We start from the raw sequence: 20,411 nt of genomic DNA on the forward strand, positions 1-20,411 counted from the left end.
CTCTTGCGCTCCAAAGATTTTTCCAATCCGTATTTTTGGGCGGCGTTTACTCTCACCGGACAATGGCGATGAAACCGGCAGATCAAGGTCGATGCTATTCGAATAGCAATGAATGCTCATGTCGCGCCGCAATCCGCCGCCCGCCCTTAAAATCCGCAACTGACAAGGAGACGCTCCAATCTTATGGGTTCCGAATTGTGGCAGAATGCACTAACACCTTAAGGTCTCCAATGGTTTGTCCCGCTTGAACCTGGAGTTGGAGCACGCTGCTTTCCTCGCCGGGATGAAGGGTCTGGTTCGACCTGACTTGATATGGTGGAACGCGGACTGCCCCCATCCGCCAAGGATCAACTGCCGTTGCGCCACAGATCAGACTTGGATTATGTCCGACTAGAAGCATCACATCGGATGCCTTTGGCGAAAACACCTAACGCTTGAACTTTGCCCGGGCCCGTTCCATCTTGAGCTATGCAGCTCGTCACCGTATTCAAAACCTTCAACCCGGCGGAAGCGCAGCTCGTTCGCTCGCGCCTTGAAGTCGCGGGTTACCAGGCCGAGGTCGCTCATGAACTCGCTTCCATGGGCCTGGACCCGTCTTCCATGGCCACCGGCGGCATCCTCGTTCAAGTGCCCGATGACCAGGCTGAGGACGCCCGGTCGCTCGTGACCGCAGGTCCTCCCACTCAGGATGAAATCAACTAAGTGGTCATGGGCATAAATATGTCCATGACCACTAAGCGGGTCCTTCTGGACCAACTGAGAAAACGCCTGCCGCCGGGAGAATTCCGGATGGATTTGGCGGCTCTGGAAGCGCACGCCGGCGACAAGTGGTTTGCGTCGCACTTGCCCGAAGCGGTCGCGTTTCCGCGTTCTGCGAAGACCATTGCGACGCTCCTTCGCTTTGCTTCACAGCACTCGATTCCTGTGACCGCCCGCGGCGCTGGGCATGGTTACGTGGGCGGTTGCGTGCCCAGCCAGGGGGGAATTGCTCTCTCGCTCGCGCGGATGAGCCGCATCAAGGAAATCAATCCGAGAGATTTCGTCGCCGTCGTTCAGCCGGGCGTGATCACTCAGACGCTCCAGGAAGCTGTCGAGAAACTGGGCCTTTACTATCCTCCGGATCCCGCGAGCCGGGCGGACTGCACCATCGGCGGCAACATCGCGACCAACGCCGGCGGCCCGCGTTGCCTCAAATACGGCGTCACCCGCGAGTACGTCCTGGGCGTCGAAGTGGTCCTGGCCGATGGCGCCATCGTTCGGCTGGGCGGGCGCACGCACAAAAACAAAACCGGGTTCGATCTGGCGCGTTTGTTTGTCGGCTCGGAAGGCTTGCTCGGCATCGTCACGGAAGCCACGTTGAAGCTGCTTCCGCTGCCTCCATTTCGGGCGTGTCTGTCGATTGGCTTTGCCTCGATGCGCGCAGCCGTCCGGACCCTCGACGCGATCTTTGCGAGCGGCTTTCTGCCTTCCGCGCTCGAACTTGCCGACGCCTTTACGCTGGCCGCCGCCGAAAAACGGACGGGCAGCCGGCTGCTCTCCGGATGCCGGGCGCACCTCATCGTCGAATTGGATGGGCAGGAACGCTCCGTCCGGGCTGAAGCCAGGCAAATGGAACGGATCGCGCAATCGCTGAACCCGCTCTTCGTGCGGCGAGCTCTGGGCAGTCAGCAATGCGAAAGGATCTGGCAGTTGCGCCGCGAATTCTCCTACTCGTTGCGCGACACGGGGCTGACCAAACTCAACCAGGACGTCGTGGTGCCGCGCGGGCGATTGGAGGAATTATTCCAACTGGCCGTGCATCTCCGGAAGAAGCACGGGTTCCCGGTCGCGTGTTTCGGCCACGCCGGAGATGGAAACATTCACGTCAACATCATGGTGGACACGACCCAACCGAACGCGCGGCCGCGGGCCGATGCGGCGCTGGACGAATTGTTTCGCGGCGTCCTGGCGTTGGGAGGCGTGATCACCGGCGAACACGGCATTGGTCTGGCCAAGAAGCCGTGGTGGCCGCTCGCAGTTTCACGGGAGGTGCAGCGGCTGCACGAGGCGGTCAAGCGGGCCGTCGATCCCAAGAGAATTCTGAATCCGGGCAAATTCGTCTGAGCACGCGTTTTGAAAATGGCTTTTGGGTGGAACAGGCCACTGGCCTGTTACGGCAGGCTACCAGCCTGCCGCAATGTTCGGCGGCAGGTTGCCGCCAAAAACGGGCTGGTAGCCCGTTCCACCCATTTTCAGACCGGCTCTGAGTATTATCAAACAATCCCCAGCTCTCCGACAATGCGCGTGCCATCCAGCGTGACGCCGCCGTTTTGCAGGCTTTCGCGGGCGTCGGCGTAACCCGGAATGACCGTGGCGAGCTGCGCGGGCGTTGCGCCCAGATGGTCGCGGATGATTTCACCGAGCACGGATCGGTAATCGACGCTTCGTTTCAAGTAGCGTTGGTTCACCTGGAACATGGAGCCTGAGGTTCCAACCGTCCACGAGTCGTTGCTGCACTGATACACGCCGCCTTTGACCTTGCCGCCCGCGACGAACATGACACCCGCCTCGGCGTGATCGGTCCCTTGATTGCCATTCTCCTTCGTCGTCCGCCCGAATTCCGAAAGCGTGACCACGAGGGTGTCGTCCCAGAGCGTGGGGTTCACAGCCGTGAAATACTTCCGCAACGCGTACATCGTCCAGCCGAGCCATTTCATCCGGTCGGAATGGCCGCCGGTCAGCGCGCCCTGGTTGTTGTGCGTGTCGAATCCGCCGAGGCTGGTTCCCGCGATGATCGCGTCGGTGCTCGAAAGGACCTGCGCGGCCGTCTTGATGTTCTTGAAATAGCCGTAGGAACTGCTCGTGAATCCCTTCTGATTGGACGCGGCGTCGATGGGGAACAAATGGGTCGTGCCGTTGGTGTCGAAGAAATTGTTCGCCGTCAGGCCGATGGTCTTGATCAAGTCGATGGCGTCCTTCAGTCCGACGCCGGTTTGAAACAGAAGTTCGCGGTTGTCTTTCTCCGGATACGGGATGCGATATTCCGCCGTGATGAGCGTGAGCAGCTTCTGCTTTTCCGCGGCCGTCCCGGTAATGCCGTACATGTCGTAACGATTCGGATCCGCCAGATTCGTCGTCAACGGCGCGGGACCGCGCAGCAGCAAAGGATTGCTGCTCTCCAGCGAAATCGCCGGGAACTTGCGCCCGACTGCAAGCCCGGTGTTGGCGATCGCCCGATAGAAGATGCCGCTGCTCGTGAGGTTTTTGCTGGGCATGCCGTTTTCCCAGTAGCGCTGCGAATCGAAGTGCGAGCGCGATTGCTTCGGGTAACCGACGCGATGGATCAAGGCGACCTGCCCGTCATTGAAGACCGGCGCCAGTCCGGCCAAACCGGGATGGATTCCAGCGAAGCCATTTCCGAGATCGACCGTGCGCGTCTGGTCAGTCGTGGTCGGGATGCGTCCGGAAACGCTCGTGAGCGGATCGGGCGGAGGGATGTAGAGCGACGGGCGCGTCGTCTGGTTGTAGGCGCTGTCTCCCCACGGGATAATGGTATTCAAGCCGTCGTTGCCTCCCCGGAGGAAGACGAACAGGATTTTCTTGTTCCGCTGCGGGATGGTGCCCTGGGCCAGGGCGCGCTGCATGAACGAAGGGACGTTGAGGAACGCGCTCGCCGTCGCGCCCAAGGCGACTTGAAGGCTGCGTTCGAGGAAGGTTCGGCGGGTCAGGATGTTCATAGATCTTGTATAGCCACGGATCGCCAAATTCTGTATTGGGGTGTCAGCGTATCGGGGTATCGGTGCATCACTGGCGCCCCGGCACGCCGATACTCCGATACTCCGACACTTCGATACTCCGGCATTTCGTGATTCCGTAAGCCGCGGATGCCACGAATCAGACAGGGTTGCGGCGTCGGCCAAACCCTGGGCAGCAATCGCAGGAGGAACTGAAGCAATTGCAACGATCCGTTCGGCCAGCTCTCAAACGCGATAGAGAGGGCCCGCCAGCGAGTGTCTAATCCGTGATTCATCCGTGGCTCAATGGGTTACGTTCCACTATTGTTCTTGGAATCGAGGCAGTCCCATCAAATAAGCGACCATCCCCCTCACGCGCGTCCCATACGTGGAGGAGTTCGGGTCCAAGGCGTTGAACAGCGACGGAGTGGTTCCGTTGTCCGCCGTGTTCAAGAAGGTCAAGGCCGTGGCCCGGTCTAGAGTAAGATTGGCCTTGCCTTCAGCCGGGAAAAGTATGCTCAGGAAGTAATCCGTCACTAAGCCCGCGTCCCGCCATTGGGTCGAGGGAAGTTTCAATTTCAAAAGCCCGACGGGATCCGCAACCGATGCCGTGCGAAGCCGCTCCTGAACGAAGCGCATTCGTTCGATCAACGAGGATGAATTGATCCAGTCCTGGCCGAACTCGGACCAGCCGTCGGGCTCTTCCCGGTTGAAAAGCCGCATGCCGAGCGTGATCATCTTGTTATTCAAGTCGGCGCCCGTGCAGTCCGAAGTGAACCCTCCGGTTGGCCTGGCGGCACGCAAGGCTCGCACGGAGGCGACTGTGAATTCGAGCGGGTTTCGCACTTTCTGCTGCGAGGCCGCATGTTGCCGGAACGTCGAGGAGTTAAAGATCACCTTCAGCACGCTGCGAAGGTTGCCCTTCCGCCCATCTGCCGCGGGCGTGTCCCAGGCCTTCATGCAATCGCGGATCAATGCGGCTTCGGCGCTCGAATTTGGTTGAGTGTAATCATAAACGCCATGGACGAAGTTCTCGTGAATGAAGTAGCGGCAGAGTTTGACGCTGATGTATTCCTGCGTGTAAGGCAAATCCGCCAGGTGCGAAATGATGTCGTAGCCGTCTTGCATCCCCGCGGTGCCGGTGCGGGCAGGGAGCCTGAGTTCGTAAGATTTGCCAGCGTGCGGCGGGCCGAAACGAGCATCGATCGTCTTGCCCGGGAAAATCGTCTTGGCCGTCGCGTCATGTTCGCTCGCGCTGGAATTGAACCGCAAGGTCCAGGTGCCGGGAGTCGTGTTCCGACTGGCGGTCGGGATCGGCGTCGCGAAGGGATTGTTTTCCTGGCCAACCGGGAGTTTGTCCACCCGCCAGCCCGTCCAGGCCCGGCTCATTTCCTCGATGTCCTTTTGATCGTAGCCATTATCGACGCCCATCGTGAAGAGTTCCATCAACTCGCGGGCGTAATTCTCGTTCGCCGCGCCTTTCTTGCTCGCGACCGTGTCGAGGTAAATCACCATGGCCGGGCTTTCCGTGCTGATCTTGAGGAGGTCGTAAAACGTGCCGTTTGGGTTCATCAGCACCTCGCGCCATTTCTTCAACTCCCGATATTCGAGGTCGGTCGCGAAAGCGGCGTCGGCCCCGGAAGGCACTTTGCCGGCGAGGTAGTCCTGGGATTTGTCCTGGTAAGTGACGAAATGGTTATCAACGAACTGGGTCAGAACTTCGAGCAACTGGCGTTTGGACTGGACCGCGTGCAGAATGTGCCAGGTCGAGAGGTCCGCGAGGGAGGCGATGCCATAAGTCAAAGTCGTGATGGGTGGCAACATGGGCGATGACCCGCTCGGTTGGCTGCCGGACAACCTCACCGTCACCCGGCTGAGGGCGTTGGTTGTGTGCAAGTACCAAAAGCTCAAGGTGTACCTCTGCGGCGAAGGGGCGAGTGCAGGCGTAATCGTCTGCACGATGGCTGATGTGTCCGTTGATCCCGGCGCGGTTGTCACCAGGCGCAAACTGCTGCGCCCGGAACGCTTGACATCGGTTGAAATCACGGAGCGTGCGTGATTGGAAGCCACTTTCCAATCCTTTGTGGTGAGCGGCATTTCGAAATCCCCATTCCGGAGCAGGTTTGGCCCGGTACCGGCCACGTTCCCGGCTACGAGTTGAATGTCGTCGATGTAACCTTCCCCTAGAGAGTTGAGGTAAATGTAGAGCTGGCTGGAACTCGCCGTGCTGCTCGCCGTGACATACTGCCAGTCCGACGGGATGACGACCTTGTTGATGTCCAGGTCTTCCTGGATGTGTTCCGGGGACAGTTGCTCATCGATGTAAGCCTGGACGCCGATGGTGCGGATGCGCTCCAGCTCGTCGGGCGTGGGGCCATAGGCGGTCCGGTTCAAGACCGTCGCCGCGGCCAGGGATTCATCGCTGATCGGTGTGACCTCGACGCGGTAAAACCCCTGTGGAGTCCCTGCGCGAAGGGGTGATTTCCATTCGTAACCAGTTAGGACGCCGGTTGCATCCACTGAAAAGGGAAGCCCAAGCGCGTCGGCGCGCAAGATCTTGAATTCCTGGGCCGCGGGGTATGGAGAAAAACGCAGAACCTGTTGCGCGTTCTTAATTCCAATACTGGCGATCCTGGGTGGGGAAGGATCCTCGGCCAAAACGGGGAGAAGGACGAAACTGCCTGCCAAAACTGGCAATAACCACCGGGAAACACAGAGGTAAGACATAGATTTCAATGCACTCTGAGCCTGTCCACGCGAACGGTGAAAAACTAGCATTACTTATGCCGCAGTCAAGCATGCAGCACAACTCACAACTCTGCATCTTCGACGGCGCCGACGGATCGACATCGTGGTCCTCTCCCTCTGACCGAGATTCTCCTTGTAGTGCCAACGAGGCGGCTACTCGTCGCGCCGGTATTCGACGTGCCCTGAATTCATCCAGTGGAACACGATTCGATCACGGTTTACGACCTTGAGTTGGCCGGGAATGAAGCGAGGGTTTCTAAAACCTTCCTCTGCTATCTGGCCTTCACCCAACCCGGTCCCCAAGTCAGCACGCCAGGTGATCTCGCCGGCAGGCACATAATCGTCCCCGGTAATCTTCACCGCTTCAACGCGTCGTCCGCTTTGGGTGATCTTGACCACCTCGTCGTAGTGGCCGCGGTAATGGCCGATCCATTCTCCGGTCAGATCGAATTGCATCGTTGACATGCGGGAAATTACACGAGGTCGCGGGAGATGCAAATTGTCGGAGTGTTCGGGGTGCGATTAAAAGCGTCGGTCAACGACTCCGATTGACTTCCCTCTCTGCCCGCGAGGAACGAGTGGGGAGAGAGTTGGAGAGAGGGGGGGGTTGGAAACCTGAGACCCGAGCCAGCGGACCTCCTCTCCCCCGCCCTCTCCTTCCTGCGGGCAGAGAGGGAGAAGGCTTCGTTGACCGACAGCTTTAATCGCACCTGCGTTCGGGCGTCGTTCGTGACGCGTGATGCGTAAAACGTAAAACGTAAAACGTAAGGGCCAGTGACTCTGGGCTGGGTGAGCTTCTGGCTCAAAGGCAGCCGTTCAAACCTGTCCCCGTCTCCGCCCCAGAACCAATCGCCAATCGCCAATCGCCAATCGCCCATCCGACGTCCGCAATCCGCAATCCGCAATCCGCAATCCGCAATCTGAAATGCCCGGTTTACGGCTCAACGCGGACGCGCGTTCCCACCCTTACGAGTAGGGCAAGATAATCCGCATTCCAGTTCGCCAGGCGAAAGCAGCCGTGCGACTCGGTGCGGCCAACCTGTTCCGGCCGCGGGGTGCCGTGGATTCCGTAGCCGGGGCGATTCAAGCCGATCCAGGCGGTGCCCACCGGGTTGTTCGGGCCGGGCGGGATCAAGAGAACGCGCCCCAACCGCCGTCCTTCCTCCGACTCAGGAAAAATATCCGGATCGAAGCGATACGTCGGATAAGAAGCGACCTTCTCGACGAACAGATCTCCCTGCGGACGTTTCTCGATCCGGCGGGCAATGCTGCACGGGAAATGCCCCAGCAAAGTGTGGTCCTCGCCGAACGCCTGGAGCGTGCGGTCCGCCAGCCGAATCCGTACCCAGGCCGCTTTGGCGGGCACGGGAGGCGGCTCGACATTCGGGATGAGGACAGGTGTGCCGGCGGCCACGTTGGTCCAGTTGATGGAGGGATTGAGCAACCGAATCTGGTTTGGATGCGCCTGGCCTTTCTCCGCGACCAATTCGAGGATGGTTTCGTAATCGAGACGAGCTTGCATCGATTTCGCCAGCCACGTTTCGCCCACAGGCTGCAACCGCGCCAGATCGTTGCTCGTCACGACATAAGTTCGTTCGGTCGGATCGCTCAGGAGAAGACGGGTTTTGGTCGGAGCATCGAGTTGGCCGGTGACCGGAAGGCGTTCGCATTCTTGAAACGCTCGCAACGCCGCGCGAGTTTGCGAGCCGACGGCGCCGTCGATGCATCCGGGCGAAATGCCGCGCCGCGCCAAGGCCAGTTGCGCTTCATACCCGCTGCGCGGAGGCCGCAAGGTGGAATTGGCCAGGCCGCGCACAAGCAGCGGACGCGGACGGAAGACGGAGTTCGACGCGGGAGCCGTTGCGGGCGGGGGATTTGTGGGAACCAAAGGTGCAGCTTGCACAGCCGGACTTTCGGGCACGGCAGATCGGGCGTCGTTTGTTCCGATAGCTTGGTAATGGATGAGTAGGCTGGGGAGAGAATTCTCCGAAAAAGCATCGCGCACCGAACTGCTGAACCCAGCCCCTGTTCCCACTGCGATTGAATTAGGCTTGTGGAGTTCTCCTGCTCCTAATCTTAATCCTAATCGTTCGGAGATAAGCGCTTTTCGAGTAAGAGTAAGATTAGGATTACGATTCATGGGAAGCTGCCTGTTCCTTTCGGACCTGCACTCGGCCCATGAACCCGGTAGGGCGAGTCCTTCCTGGCGAGCCGCTCGACGTGCGTGGAACACGTCCGACTCGGCTCGCTGGGGACAGGCTCGCCCTGGCAAGTTCATGGGAAGGCGGAAGGCGGCGTTCGGAGCCAACGCCGCAGGCTCCGAAACCAGCGAAGCGGATTCGGCACGACAGCCGCGACCAGCGTTCAACCAAGCCCAGGCCACGGCGCAAAGGAGAAAGGCCGGCGCGCTTCGGGGTTTCATTCCTGAATTCGGATTTGCCCCACGGTGGTTTTGGTGTACAAGAGCATCAGTGAATTAGTCACGAAATATCGTGTGAACCCGGGCCATTTGTCATGTCCGATCTTCTCCTGGTAAACATTTGAATCGTTGCCCAAGACCCAAGCCGCAAACCGATGCAAAACGAAGCTGAACTCCGAGGCGAGTGCGACCGTCTGGTCGAGAAAGTCACCGAACTGACTTCGGAAGTCTCCCGCCTGAGCCAATCTCTGCAAACCGAAGTCAGCGCCCGCCGCCACGTTGAGGATCATTTCCACACTCAAGAAGGCTTGCTCGACATGACCTCCGACGCCGTCATCGTCTGCAATCTCGATGGGCGCGTCGTTGCCTGGAACCAGGGCTCAACCCGCATCTATGGCTGGTCCTCCGAGACCGCCAACGGCAAGCTCTTATCCAAATTGTTCTATCCGCCGGAGTCGAACCATTTCTCAGCCAACCTGGCCGCAACCATCGCCAAACGGGAATACCTGGCCGAGGAAAATCACATGACCAGCATGGGCCGGACAATCTTCGTGCAGACGCGCTGGACGCTGGGCCGCAATCTCGAAGGCAAAGACGAAATTCTCATCGTCAACACGGACGTCACCGAGCAAAAAGAGCTGGAACGGCAATTCCTCCGCATGCAGCGCCTGGAAACCGTGGGCCTGCTCGCCAGCGGCATTGCGCACGACCTCAATAACGTTCTGGCGCCGATTCTGATGGCGTCGCAAAACCTGCTCAACGACATCAAGGACGAGGGCCAGGCCGAATTGCTGCGTTCGATCGAGGTCAGCGCCCGCCGGGGCGGCGCGTTGGTTCACCAGATCCTTTCCTACGCGCGCGGCACCGAATCGGAGCGCGCGCCGCTCGACGTCAAACAACTGCTCCACGAATTCCAGAAAGTCGCGAAGGACACGTTTCCGCGCTCGATCCAGATTGTGACGCGGTTCGGCAAAGACCTCCGCCCGGTGCTGGGCAGCAAGACACAGCTTTACCAGGCGATCATGAACCTGTGCGTCAACGCGCGCGACGCCATGCCCAACGGCGGCATCCTCCAGATCGAAGCGGCCAATATCGTGCTCGACACGGGCTTCGTAAGCCGGCATCCCCCCGCCGCGCCCGGAGAATATGTGTCGCTGCGCATTTCGGACAATGGCGTCGGCATTCCCGAAGACGTGATCGAGCGGATTTTCGATCCGTTCTTCACCACGAAAGAAGCCGGCAAAGGCACGGGGCTGGGCTTGTCCACAGTCCTGGGCATCGTGAAGCGCCACGGCGGTTTCCTGGACGTGAGCAGCAAGCTGGGCAAAGGCAGCCGATTCACGATTTATCTTCCCACCATCGAGACCGCCTCGCCGGCCGCGGCGCCCGAGCCTTCGCTCATCCTGCCCTCCGGCAACGGCCGCGTCGTGCTCGTGGTCGATGACGAACGCGTCATCCGCGACATCACGGCTTCGACGCTGAAGAAGAATGGTTATCAGGTTCTGACGGCGTGCGACGGCACCGAAGGTTTCGCGCTCTTCACCCAGCATCGGAATGAGATTTCCGTGATCGTCACCGACATGTCGATGCCTTACATGGACGGCGCGAAAATGATCCGGGCCCTGTTCCAGATCGACTCGAAAGTGAAGATCGTCGCGGTGAGCGGACTGAACGAAGAGGTGAATCTGCCGGAAATGTTGAAGAAGAAAATCCCGTTCCTCAAGAAGCCTTTCGCCTTGGAGAAACTGCTCGAGACCCTTGCGGAAGTCATCGAGTCCGCGCCCGTCAAGGAAGCCCCGGCTCGTCCTCCGTCGCGCCTCCAGGATGCAAAGCTCGCACCATCCCCGCCCTTGACCCCGCCCGACCTCAAACTTCACGACGGACCATTCGAGGTTTGAGAGGGTCGTGCTGATTGCGATCGGAGAGCTTCCACGGTCTCCAAGGCGTGCCTATGACCCTTGGCCCATCGCCGGTAGGGCGGTGCTCTGCGCCGCCATAGCGACAAGAGAAAACAATGCGAGCACGATGCGTAGCGGCTCTCATCTTATGGATTCAGCTGATGTCAGCATTGCGGGGTTGCGGCCCCTGAAAAACCAAAAAGTCTGTAATCGTCGCCGGGTTTCTACGTGAAGAAGGGTACCATGAGACCTGCAAATGAACCCCTTCCACGACGCCAGTGCTCCAAGTGTGGCGCCGTGCTGACTCTGAAAACGTTGCGCGGGCTTTGCCCGTCCTGCCTGGCGCTGGTCGCCTTGGACCTGGACACCAGTGAGACCGTCGCGAATTCGTCCGCTGGACCCGACGAAGCCCGGGAGTCCCTTTCTTCCTCGGTGCGTTATTTCGGGGACGAATCTCGTGGGTGATTCCCGCGAGGCAAAGATGAGCCTCGCGTTCATTTTTGCCACCATTGCCTTTTATGTGCCTGTGGCTAGCGGTTGATGGACGACTTCCACGAACGGCCGCTGCCGGAGGTGTCGCCGCGCGATCGCATTTCAAACTCGCGCGGTACACGTCCGCGCAAGACGCGCAAGAATGGCCAGTTGACGGGAGAGCCCAAGACTTTATGCTGTCGATATGAAAACGCTATCCGTAACTGAGGGGCGGCAGAACCTGGGCGCATGGCTGAAACGCGCGCTGCAGGGTGAAGACGTTGGTTTCCTGGTGGAGGGCAGGGTCGTGGCGTTGCGGCCGGTCCAGGTCCACTCCGAAGATTACGTGCTGCAAGAGTACGGCGTGGCCGAGAAACAGGCCGAACGCGCGTATCGGCGGGTTAAGGCCGACGTGCACGCGGCCCGACGCGCCGGTGAATCCAAGCCGTTCACGGGCAAAGTGTGAGGATCGAACTCCATCCGCGCTTACAGCGGCGGATCGGGAAGATGAGCGCGGCCGATCTGGAACAGATTGCGGAATCGTTGCGCCCGCTGGCCGGCGGGTTCGGAAATCCGCACCGGCATTCCGGTCTGGGCATCCGGCGCTTGCGCAAAGACCTGTTTGAGTGCCGCGCCGGGCTGCAATTTCGGATCGTGTTTTTGGCCGAGAAAGGATTGCTGACTGCCTACGACGTGATGACGCACGACGAACTCAAAGCCTGGCTACGGAGTTTCTGATCGGGCGCTCCACAGGTTGGTGCTGTCGTGCCGCGCTCCGTGTCACTGTCATTCCCAGAGCGGCCCGGGGCGAAACCAAACGGTGCGCCTGTACGCCAACTGACGGTTGTCGGCGGGACACCGAAATACCTGAAAACGGGGCGAAGCGTCCGCGCCGGGTTGCGAAGTTTTCGGCCTCCCGCCGAAAACCTTTGCGCGGCGTGTAACCGCACCATTTGGTTCTGACTGCAACCCTGCCAAACCAGCCGGCGGGAGGCCGGCGGGAGCGACCGAGACGGGGTCCGATCCCCATCTTCGACTGAATCCTTCGGCTTGGTCGCCCCGACAACCCATCCACTATCACAGCGGGGCGTTTCTGGCGGCGAATATTCTCGTTCTGCTCATTTTCCTGGCCATCGCGCATTTCACGGTTCCGTTTTGGCGGGAATACCTGAACAATCCCTATGAAGAATTGGGAGCGCGAATCGTTTTCATCTGGATCGCCTTTCACGTTGCGATCGCTTCGTGGATCTATGCGCGACGGAAGGTGGCCAAAGTGTCCGGGCCCGTGTTGATGTTCTTCGCGGTCTTGTTCGTTGGAGCGGGGTGCCTGATCTGGGAGGTGACACCGCCCAAGGGATTTGTCCTGTTCGCGGCACTGGTTGGCTTGCTGGATGGGTTCGTCCTCGTGAAGACCGTCAAAATCCGGGCGGCGGAACCGGCGGAGAAATTGCCGCCGCTCCGCCTGGGAGAATTCTTGCAGTGGGACGCCAAGGCCTTGAAGTGGACCTCGTCGGCGGTGGTGACCGGCTGGTTGATGCTGGTCTGGTTGATCTGGCGCCTGAATTACGACTGGGTTCCTGCCTTTGCGATCTTTAGCGTGCAAAGCGCGCTTTTCCCTCCGGTGATCGTTGCCCTTCGCGCCACGACCGGCAAGAGGCAGGAGTTCTTTTGGGTGCTGCTCTTTTTTCCGGCACTTTCGAGCATTTGTCCGTTCCTGGCATATTTGATCGGGGCTGGTTTCGATATGGCGGCCAACATGCTTGCGGGCACCCTCGCCGGCATCGCTGCTGGCTGCCTGCTGATTCACTTCGGCAAAATTCATCCCAAGGCTCGGTGACATGCTCGCACTCAAACATTGGAGCAACCGAGCACGGATAGGTCCGCAGGACTATCCGCGCGCTTTGGCCGCTGCGTTTCGACCGTGCGACAGAGCAGCGCTGAAGCGCACGCAGTCCAAGCGCTGCCGCGACAGCCCGGCTCTTCCACCTGACGGACGGATTGAAATTGAGGACCGCGATACACACCCTGGGGCTTCGCCCCAACCCGCGTTCCAAACGCGCAACGCATGAACTCGGATACGAATCTTGCTTCGGAGCATTCGCCAGCGCGATCTAATTTCGCCACCGGCATGCGTCAGGCCGCGCAGTTTGCGCCCACGCACTGGAGTGTGGTGTTGACGGCGGCGGGCAGCGATTCGCCGGAGGCCGCGGAAGCCTTGGCCCGGCTTTGCCAGGATTACTGGTACCCGCTCTACGCGTTCGTACGGCGGAAAGGATTCGCACCCCATGAAGCCCAGGATTTGACCCAGGATTTTTTCGCGCGGCTCTTGGAAAAGAGCGTGCTCAAAGCCGCGGACCCGGCCAGGGGAAAATTCCGGTCATTCCTGCTCCGCTCGTTGCAGAATTTCTTAAACAACGAATGGGATCGGCAACGAGCCGAGAAGCGCGGCGGCAAAGCGTTTACGTTCTCCCTTGATGACACGACGGCTGAAGACCGCTATCGATTGGCGCCCGCGCATGATTTGACACCGGAGAAAATTTTCGAGCGGCGCTGGGCGCTAACGCTCTTGGAGAAAGTGCATGCCCAGTTAAAGGCCGAATGCCAGGACGAAGGCAAAGGCGCGCAGTTCGAAGTGTTGCAGGTTTATTTATCCGGCGAACCCAAAGCCGGGAAATATGACGAATCCGCCGCGCGCCTGGGTCTGAGTGAGGGAACGGTGCGCGTGGCCGTGCATCGGCTGCGAAAGCGGCTGGGACAGTTGCTGAGAATTGAAGTTGGCCGGACCGTCGCCGATCCCAGAGACATCGATGAGGAAATCAGCAATCTGCTGATGGCGCTTGGTCAAACCTGATGCCTGCCGCGTTTGAAACCGGAGACCTGGCTTGTTGCGGGACTAGCTCAGCAGGCTGAAGACCGTGCGGCGAGCCGCAGTGCTTGACTCCGTCAATGTGGGTGATCGCGGTGATGGCGGACCGTGCCCAACTCCGCACATAGTCGCACAACCACCGTGGTCCAATCACCGATTTGGTTTTGCCGGAACAGGCGCATCGTCGGATACCACGGGCTGTCGTCGCGGCCGAGCATCCAGCGCCAGTCCGGAGCGAAGGGGAGCAGCAGCCAGACCGGTTTGCCCAGCGCGCCCGCCAGGTGAGCGACGGAAGTATCGACGCTGACCACCAGGTCCATGCGTTCGATGGCCGCCGCGGTCGTTGCGAAGTCGCGCAAGTGGGGGCTGAGATCGATGACGTGCGACAGACCGCTTTCGCGTTTCAGTTCCGAAGCCCGTTCGCCCACCTGCAGGCTGTAGAAGGCGGGACTCACCTTGAAGGCACGGCGTACCTGCAGGTCCGCCTTGCCTTCAGGGTGAGAATTCTCCGAAGTAATTCGCACATTGTCCCCCTGGACGGCCCCCTCGCCGGTTCCCTCTCCCCCGCGGAGGGGGAGAGGGTGTCCGTAGGACGGGAGAGGGGGACGTTCGTGGGGAAGAAGGCTGTCCTCAGGACATTGGAAGCCTTCTAAATTTAGAAGAGGCCGGAGCAGCGCCAATGGGATGGAACGATTCTGATCGTTGAGGTGATCCGGATTCCCGGCCCAGACCAGGCCGACCTTGAACGATTCACCGCCAAAGGCCGGCAGTTCGTTCGAAGCCGCGGCGGGCGCTTTGATGTAGGGCGTTTCGCGGGGAATCGTCTCCAAAGTCGTCTCGAAGACGCGCGGCAAACTCAACAACGGCGCTTGGAAATCGACGCGCGGGACCGGTTCGCCGCGGGCAATGACTTCGCTGACGCCGCGCACCGTCTCGAAAAGACGTTTCAAAACCAACTGGCATTCCAGAATGACGCGCGCGCCGCGTTGCGCGAGGAGATCAACGTAGCGGACAAATTGGAACGCGTCGCCAAACCCTTGCTCGGTATAGGCCAGAATCGTGCGCCCCGGCAAATCTTCCCCCGACCACGCCGGGGCTTCGAAGGACCGCCGTTTCTTGATCATATCCTCCGTTTGCCAGCGCCATTCGTTTTCGATCCAGCCGGGCCGGAGATCTCCGGAGAGCATGAGCGCAAAAGCCAGATCGCGGTGCGCTTCGGGAAAGTTTGGACTCCGTTCCACGGCCTGGCGCAACAGCGCGATCGCTTCGGGCAAGCGGCCCAACTCGCGCAGAGTGTTGGCGAGATTGAGGCGGATTCGGGGATTGTTCGGTTCCAAGATCAACGCGCGCCGGTACGCGGCTTCGGCGGCGGTCCAATCACCGGCGGCTTTGAGCGCATTGCCGAGGTTAAGATGAGCGCCGCCAGAATTCGGGGCCAGCTTCACGGCGTGCCGGCCTGCGGCAACGGCTTCGTTCGCCTGGCCGGCGGCTTTGAGCGCCGCCGAAAGGTTGCTCCACGCATCGAAGAAATCGGGCTTCAGTTGGACGGCCTTCCGGTAGGCCGCGATGGCGTTGGGCAATTGCTTGAGATGCTGAAGCGCCAGGCCGTAGTTGAATTGCCAGGTTGGTTCGTGAGGCCTCATCTGGACGGCGGCGTGGAAGTGTTTGATCGCTTCCGCTAGGTTGCCCATCGAAGCCAACCGAATGCCCTCATTGTGATGCGCCGTGGCTGGATCAGTCGATGGCTTCATTCAAGAACACGTGGATCTGTTCGATCACCGAACTCCAGTCGCCTCGTCGCGGCTGGCGAAACAACCGCATCGTTGGATACCACGGGCTGTCCTCGCGTCCCAGCAACCAGCGCCAATCGGGGGCGAACGGAATCAGAACCCAGACCGGTTTGCCCAACGCTCCGGCCAGATGCGCCACGGCAGTATCGACGCTGAGGACCAGATCGAGTTGTTGGATCGCCGCCGCCGTCGCCGCGAAATCATTCAACTGCGATTCCAGGCTGATGACAGCGCCGGCAGATTTCGCTTCGGTTAACTCCCGATTGGCCGCGCCGACCTGCAAGCTGTGGAACGCCACGCCGGACAACGCCAGGAGCGGCGAGAATTTCTCCAACGCAATCGACCGGCTCCGGTCCTTCCCGTGGAAAGGATTTCCCGCCCAGGCCAAACCGACTCTGAGTCTGGCGGACGCCGTCTGCGTCAGTTTCACCGCCGTTCCATCCGGAACGCGGAGGTATGGAACTTGATTCGGGATGTTCCCGAAGATCGTTCCCATCCGATGCGGCAGAGACAGGAGAGGAATCTGAAAATCAACTGCGGGCAACGGTTCTCCACGCGAAATAACTCGCGCCGCGCCCCGGACCGTGGCCAGCAATCTCACCAGCGGCGCCGGGCACTCGAAGATGATTTCGGCGCTGCGCTCGGCGAGCAGGGAAATGTAGCGCGCAAACTGGATCGCATCGCCCAGGCCTTGCTCGGCGTGGACCAGCACGCGGCGTCCGTTCAATTCTTCTCCTTGCCACAAAGGCGCGGCGAATCGGCGCGGCTTGAAGATGGGAATGTCGGTCCGCCAGCGCGCCTCGTAATTCTTCCAGCCGTCGGCGAAATCGCCTGTGAGCAATTGCGCGATTCCCAGATTGTATTCGGCCTCGGCATAACCCGGCTGCAATTCGAGCGCGCGCCCGAAACAACGGATGGCGTTGGAGGGATCGCCCAACGCCTGGCGAGTGACCCCCAGGTTCAACCACGCTTCGGCGAGCGCAGGATATTCGCGCACTACGTCACGGCAGGTCTGGTCCGCACTTTCGAGTTCGTCCCGGGCGGCCCACAGCGCCGCGAGATTGATCCGCGCCTTCGGGTGCTTCGGATCGAAGGCGAGCAATTGCTGGAGACACGCCTCGGCGTCATCGGCTTTTCCCGATTCTTTCAACACGAGGCCCAAATTCAGCCGAGCGTCGAGGTGGGACGGATTCAATTCCATCGTTCGCCGATAATGCTGCGCCGCGGATTCGAGATCGCCCTTTTCCTGATCGAGCAGGCCCAAGTTATAGTGCGCCTCGGCGAGGTCCGGTTGATGTTCGAGCGCGTGGCGATAACTGGCCGCGGCTTCCTCGCGTTGCTTCAGCGCGTAGCAGGCGTTGCCCAGATTGTAGTGCGCATCCGGGAAGCCCGGCAGAATCTCGATCGCCTTGCGGTACGCCGCCGCTGCTTGTTCCAGATCGCCTGACTCGAAATGCACCAGGCCGAGGTCGTGGTGCGCGTGCGCGTCGCTCGGCTGCGCCGCTAGCGCTTTCTCCAGGCACTCGCGAGCGCGCGTCAACTCGCCGCGCTGCCGGCAAATGATGCCGAGGAAACGCAACGCTTCGGGCTGGCGCGGTTCGAAGGCCAGAACGCGTTGGTAGCAGCCTTCCGCTTCCGCCAGGCGGCCCGCTTGATGGTGCGCGAGACCTTCCGTCAGCCAGGGTTTCCATACGGAAGGCCGTTGATACGACGCCAGCCAGTTCAAGAATTCCAGGCAAACCCGGCGGATCACGTCATCCCAGCGACCTGGCGTCGTTTGCCGGAACAACCGCATTGTCGGATACCACGGGCTGTCTTCGCGGCCCAACAACCACCGCCAATCCGGCGCAAATGACAAAAGCACCCAGACCGGTTTGCCGAGCGCGCCGGCCAGGTGCGCAACGGCAGTGTCGATGGTGATGACCAGGTCCAATTGTTCGATCGCGGCCGCCGTGGCGCTAAAATCGGTCAAGTGCGGGCTAAGATCGAAGATTTCGCCCGGCGCCGGAAGAGTCTGATTACTCAGCGCATCCGCTCCTTTTTGGAGGCTGTAGAATTCCGCTCCTTCGATTCCAAGCAAAGGCCGCAAGTTCTCGAAGGGCACCGGCCGCCGGTCGTGCGGCTGGCTGCGGGAACCGCTCCAAACGAGGCCGACACGCGGGGCAGAGGTGCTGGAGTAATCCCTCAGTGAACGACGGTGGGGCGAGGCTCCCGCCGAGCCGTTCGTCGATGGCCATTGGCTCGCGAGGACACTCGCCGCACCTTCACTGAGGGAATACGTGCTGGAGCGTGGCAACACGAAGTTCGACTCCGCCGGCGCGCGAAGATACGGCACGGAATTGGGAATCGACGCCAGCGTCGTTTCGAAGACGAGCGGCAAGCTCATCAGCGCGAGGTGGCAATCGAAGACCTTCTCGGCCGTCAGTTCGGAAAAAACGTCCGAGACATCGGGGAGCGTCCGCAGCAAGGAAACGAGGTCCGGCGGGCACCACAACAACACGGTGCCCCCGCGCGCTTTGACCTGCGGGACGTAGCGTACGGCCTGGATGGTGTCGCCAAACCCTTGCTCGGCGTAGAGCAAAATCCGCCGCCCGATGAGATTATCGCCAGTCCATTTCGGCTGTTTGAATTCGCGTTTGGGCGTGGCGCGCTGCTTCAATTCCCAGCGCCATTCGTGTTCTTCCCAGGCCTGCGGGAAATCGCCGCGAGCCGCGAGCAGGGAGAACTTTTGCCAATGAGATTCCGCGTCGCCGGGATCGAGCCGCAGCGATTCTTCGTAGCAATCGCCTGCGGCCTTGAGTTGCCACAGGTCCTGGAGAATCATTCCCAGATAACGATGCGCGGTGGCGTCCTTGGGGCGCAGTTCGACGACACGCCGGTGACAGGCCAGCGCTTCCTCCAGGCGCTCCTGGCGTTCGAGGCCCAGGCCGAGATTCTGCCAGGCGTCGGCGTTCTCGGGACGAAGTTCGACCGCTCTCTTCCAGGCGGCGTTGGCTTGCGCCCAATTCCCCAAGTCTCGCTGCGCGTCGCCCAGACATTTGTAAATGCCGCTGTGGGCCGGGTCGATCTCGATGCCCCGTTGAAAGCATTCCAAGGCGCGCGACGGCTCGCCCAATTTCTGGAGCGCCAGGCCCAGGTTGAGCAGCGCATTGAGGAAATTGGGGCGCAACTCCAGCACGCGTTGAAAAGCGGTCGCCGCGAGATCGAACGCGCCGGCCTGGTAACATTTCTGGCCAAACGCAAAATGCGTCGTCGGACAATCGGGGCGGACTTCCAATAAAGCTTTCCCGGCGCCGAGCGCCTCGGTGCATTGGCCTCTCTGTGAATGCAGATCGGCCAGCTTGCGGAGGAGATCGGCGTCGTGCGGAAAAACCACCAGCCCGCGCTGGCAGGCTTCCACGGCTTCGGCCAGTTTGCGGTCGCGCTCGAAATCGTTAGCCAGGGTCAGTTGAGCTGCGGCGTAGTTGGGAGCGGCTGCGCGCGCGGCTTGAAAGCAATTCTTAGCGCGCTGCCGGTCGGCCAGAGCGAGCCAGGCCAATCCAAGATCGATGTGAACATCGGGCGATTCCGGGAGCTTGGCCGCCGCGATGGACAGCAGCGAGACCGCCTTTTTGGGCATCGAAGCTTTCAAGGTGAGCACGCCGAGCCAGTAGTTCGCCAGGCCGTGCTCCGGATCGATGGCCAGGACGGCGCGGTACTTGGAAATGGTCTGGGACAGATCGCCGCGGCGCAAAGCGTCTTGGGCCGCGGCGATCAGCGCGTCGATGCTTTCATTTCCAACGGTCGCCTTCGCCACGGCTGGGATTAAAGTCGGAAACCTCCGAATTGTCCAATTTCGACTGAGCCGGCCGGTTTGCTGTGATCTCAGTGACCTCGATCGAAGTCTCGCGAGCTCGCTGAAGCGGGAAAGGGCACTTGCGAAGAAATCGGCAAGCAGCCAGTCTTACTGACATGAAGACGAAGCTCACGGCTGCGGAAATGGGGAAACGACATCTCGGCAGAGCATCCCCGAGAACGAAGCCCGCAAACGGGGCGTGGAAAGCAGTCGAAGGAGTTGGTTGAAAAGAGCGCGGAAGTTTACGCGAAGGTGAAGCGACGCACATCGAGAGACGATGCAACATGAGCGAATCCGCAGCAGCGCCAAACAAAGAACGGCCTCTGACCGACGTGAAAGACAAAGTTCTTCGCGAGATTCAGCCAACATTTCACGCGTCTGCTTCGCCGAAGATGTCGTCAACAAAACGCGGTGCAACATCTTCGGCCGGCACGGCCATTTCACGGCGGTGTCCGCTGCGTAAACATCCAAACCAACTATGCTGCTTTACCTGGACAACAGCGTGTTGAACCGGCCGTTCGACAACCAGCGGCAGCCGCGCATCTGGCTCGAAACGCTTTCGTTTAGTCTCGTGCTGACACTGATTGAAGCAGGCGACGCCAAGCTGATTCGTTCGCCCATTCACGACTTGGAGAACAGTCGCAACCCGTTCCCAGTGCGGCGGCGTTAGA

General features: G+C 60.4%; 15 protein-coding genes. 8 read left to right on the plus strand and 7 right to left on the minus strand.

Annotated features, from left to right (window positions below; all coding sequences use genetic code 11):
* Positions 1 to 468 precede the first annotated feature (468 nt).
* Together FJ398_04375 and FJ398_04380 are read left to right on the plus strand one after the other, a co-directional pair.
* The gene (locus FJ398_04375; protein MBM3837191.1) at positions 469 to 702 is read left to right on the plus strand and encodes a DUF2007 domain-containing protein; all 234 of its coding nucleotides are present in this window, start codon (positions 469 to 471) and stop codon (positions 700 to 702) included.
* A gap of 18 nt (positions 703 to 720) precedes the next feature.
* Positions 721 to 2,103, plus strand: a complete 1,383-nt coding sequence (locus tag FJ398_04380; GenBank protein ID MBM3837192.1) for an FAD-binding protein — start codon at positions 721 to 723, stop codon at positions 2,101 to 2,103.
* 149 nt (positions 2,104 to 2,252) lie between these two features.
* Here FJ398_04380 and FJ398_04385 read toward each other — a convergent pair whose 3' ends face one another.
* The 5 genes from FJ398_04385 to FJ398_04405 form a co-directional block, all read right to left on the minus strand.
* On the minus strand, positions 2,253 to 3,716 hold the full coding sequence (locus FJ398_04385) for a DUF1501 domain-containing protein (protein ID MBM3837193.1): 1,464 nt from the start codon (positions 3,714 to 3,716) through the stop codon (positions 2,253 to 2,255).
* 318 nt (positions 3,717 to 4,034) lie between these two features.
* Positions 4,035 to 6,491 carry a DUF1800 domain-containing protein gene (locus FJ398_04390; protein ID MBM3837194.1) on the minus strand — a complete coding sequence of 819 codons (2,457 nt, stop codon included), beginning with the start codon at positions 6,489 to 6,491 and terminating at the stop codon, positions 4,035 to 4,037.
* Positions 6,492 to 6,614: 123 nt separating this feature from the next.
* Entirely contained in the window at positions 6,615 to 6,926 is a 312-nt protein-coding gene (locus FJ398_04395; protein ID MBM3837195.1) for a DUF3506 domain-containing protein, read from the minus strand.
* A gap of 469 nt (positions 6,927 to 7,395) precedes the next feature.
* On the minus strand, positions 7,396 to 8,601 hold the full coding sequence (locus FJ398_04400) for a murein L,D-transpeptidase (protein MBM3837196.1): 1,206 nt from the start codon (positions 8,599 to 8,601) through the stop codon (positions 7,396 to 7,398).
* The gene (locus FJ398_04405) at positions 8,591 to 8,851 is read right to left on the minus strand and encodes a hypothetical protein (GenBank protein ID MBM3837197.1); all 261 of its coding nucleotides are present in this window, start codon (positions 8,849 to 8,851) and stop codon (positions 8,591 to 8,593) included. The genes FJ398_04400 and FJ398_04405 overlap by 11 nt, the downstream gene beginning before the upstream one ends.
* A gap of 184 nt (positions 8,852 to 9,035) precedes the next feature.
* On the opposite strand from FJ398_04405, the gene FJ398_04410 reads away from it, so the two are divergent.
* From FJ398_04410 to FJ398_04430, 5 genes are all read left to right on the plus strand, one after another.
* Positions 9,036 to 10,778, plus strand: a complete 1,743-nt coding sequence (locus FJ398_04410; protein ID MBM3837198.1) for a response regulator — start codon at positions 9,036 to 9,038, stop codon at positions 10,776 to 10,778.
* A gap of 676 nt (positions 10,779 to 11,454) precedes the next feature.
* The gene (locus tag FJ398_04415; protein ID MBM3837199.1) at positions 11,455 to 11,715 is read left to right on the plus strand and encodes a hypothetical protein; all 261 of its coding nucleotides are present in this window, start codon (positions 11,455 to 11,457) and stop codon (positions 11,713 to 11,715) included.
* The gene (locus FJ398_04420) at positions 11,712 to 11,987 is read left to right on the plus strand and encodes a hypothetical protein (GenBank protein ID MBM3837200.1); all 276 of its coding nucleotides are present in this window, start codon (positions 11,712 to 11,714) and stop codon (positions 11,985 to 11,987) included. Before FJ398_04415 ends, FJ398_04420 begins: the two co-directional genes overlap by 4 nt.
* Positions 11,988 to 12,438: 451 nt before the next feature.
* The gene (locus FJ398_04425; protein MBM3837201.1) at positions 12,439 to 13,086 is read left to right on the plus strand and encodes a hypothetical protein; all 648 of its coding nucleotides are present in this window, start codon (positions 12,439 to 12,441) and stop codon (positions 13,084 to 13,086) included.
* A 228-nt stretch (positions 13,087 to 13,314) separates the two neighbouring features.
* Complete coding sequence (locus FJ398_04430; GenBank protein MBM3837202.1) at positions 13,315 to 14,100, plus strand: sigma-70 family RNA polymerase sigma factor; 786 nt, start codon at positions 13,315 to 13,317, stop codon at positions 14,098 to 14,100.
* Between the two features lie 92 nt (positions 14,101 to 14,192).
* Here FJ398_04430 and FJ398_04435 read toward each other — a convergent pair whose 3' ends face one another.
* On the minus strand, positions 14,193 to 15,302 hold the full coding sequence (locus FJ398_04435) for a glycosyltransferase family 9 protein (GenBank protein ID MBM3837203.1): 1,110 nt from the start codon (positions 15,300 to 15,302) through the stop codon (positions 14,193 to 14,195).
* Between the two features lie 547 nt (positions 15,303 to 15,849).
* Positions 15,850 to 19,701, minus strand: coding sequence for a tetratricopeptide repeat protein (locus FJ398_04440; GenBank protein MBM3837204.1), 3,852 nt, complete (start codon positions 19,699 to 19,701; stop codon positions 15,850 to 15,852).
* A gap of 517 nt (positions 19,702 to 20,218) precedes the next feature.
* Between FJ398_04440 and FJ398_04445 the strand changes: the two genes are divergently transcribed.
* Positions 20,219 to 20,410 (plus strand): hypothetical protein, encoded by a 192-nt coding sequence (locus tag FJ398_04445; protein MBM3837205.1) that lies wholly within the window; start codon positions 20,219 to 20,221, stop codon positions 20,408 to 20,410.
* The last annotated feature ends 1 nt before the right edge of the window (position 20,411 follow it).

It is taken from the genome of Verrucomicrobiota bacterium, from assembly GCA_016871535.1.
Lineage (GTDB): Bacteria > Verrucomicrobiota > Verrucomicrobiia > Limisphaerales > SIBE01 > VHCZ01.

Bases quoted from the DNA above. Each gene is read 5' to 3' on its own strand.
- FJ398_04435 (MBM3837203.1), bottom strand. From the start codon at position 15,302: ATGCTCTCCGGAGATCTCCGGCCCGGCTGGATCGAAAACGAATGGCGC.
- FJ398_04395 (MBM3837195.1), bottom strand. From the start codon at position 6,926: ATGTCAACGATGCAATTCGATCTGACCGGAGAATGGATCGGCCATTAC.
- FJ398_04375 (MBM3837191.1), top strand. From the start codon at position 469: ATGCAGCTCGTCACCGTATTCAAAACCTTCAACCCGGCGGAAGCGCAG.
- FJ398_04445 (MBM3837205.1), top strand. From the start codon at position 20,219: ATGCTGCTTTACCTGGACAACAGCGTGTTGAACCGGCCGTTCGACAAC.
- FJ398_04430 (MBM3837202.1), top strand. From the start codon at position 13,315: ATGAACTCGGATACGAATCTTGCTTCGGAGCATTCGCCAGCGCGATCT.
- FJ398_04410 (MBM3837198.1), top strand. From the start codon at position 9,036: ATGCAAAACGAAGCTGAACTCCGAGGCGAGTGCGACCGTCTGGTCGAG.
- FJ398_04380 (MBM3837192.1), top strand. From the start codon at position 721: ATGTCCATGACCACTAAGCGGGTCCTTCTGGACCAACTGAGAAAACGC.
- FJ398_04400 (MBM3837196.1), bottom strand. From the start codon at position 8,601: ATGAATCGTAATCCTAATCTTACTCTTACTCGAAAAGCGCTTATCTCC.
- FJ398_04415 (MBM3837199.1), top strand. From the start codon at position 11,455: ATGAAAACGCTATCCGTAACTGAGGGGCGGCAGAACCTGGGCGCATGG.
- FJ398_04385 (MBM3837193.1), bottom strand. From the start codon at position 3,716: ATGAACATCCTGACCCGCCGAACCTTCCTCGAACGCAGCCTTCAAGTC.
- FJ398_04390 (MBM3837194.1), bottom strand. From the start codon at position 6,491: ATGCTAGTTTTTCACCGTTCGCGTGGACAGGCTCAGAGTGCATTGAAA.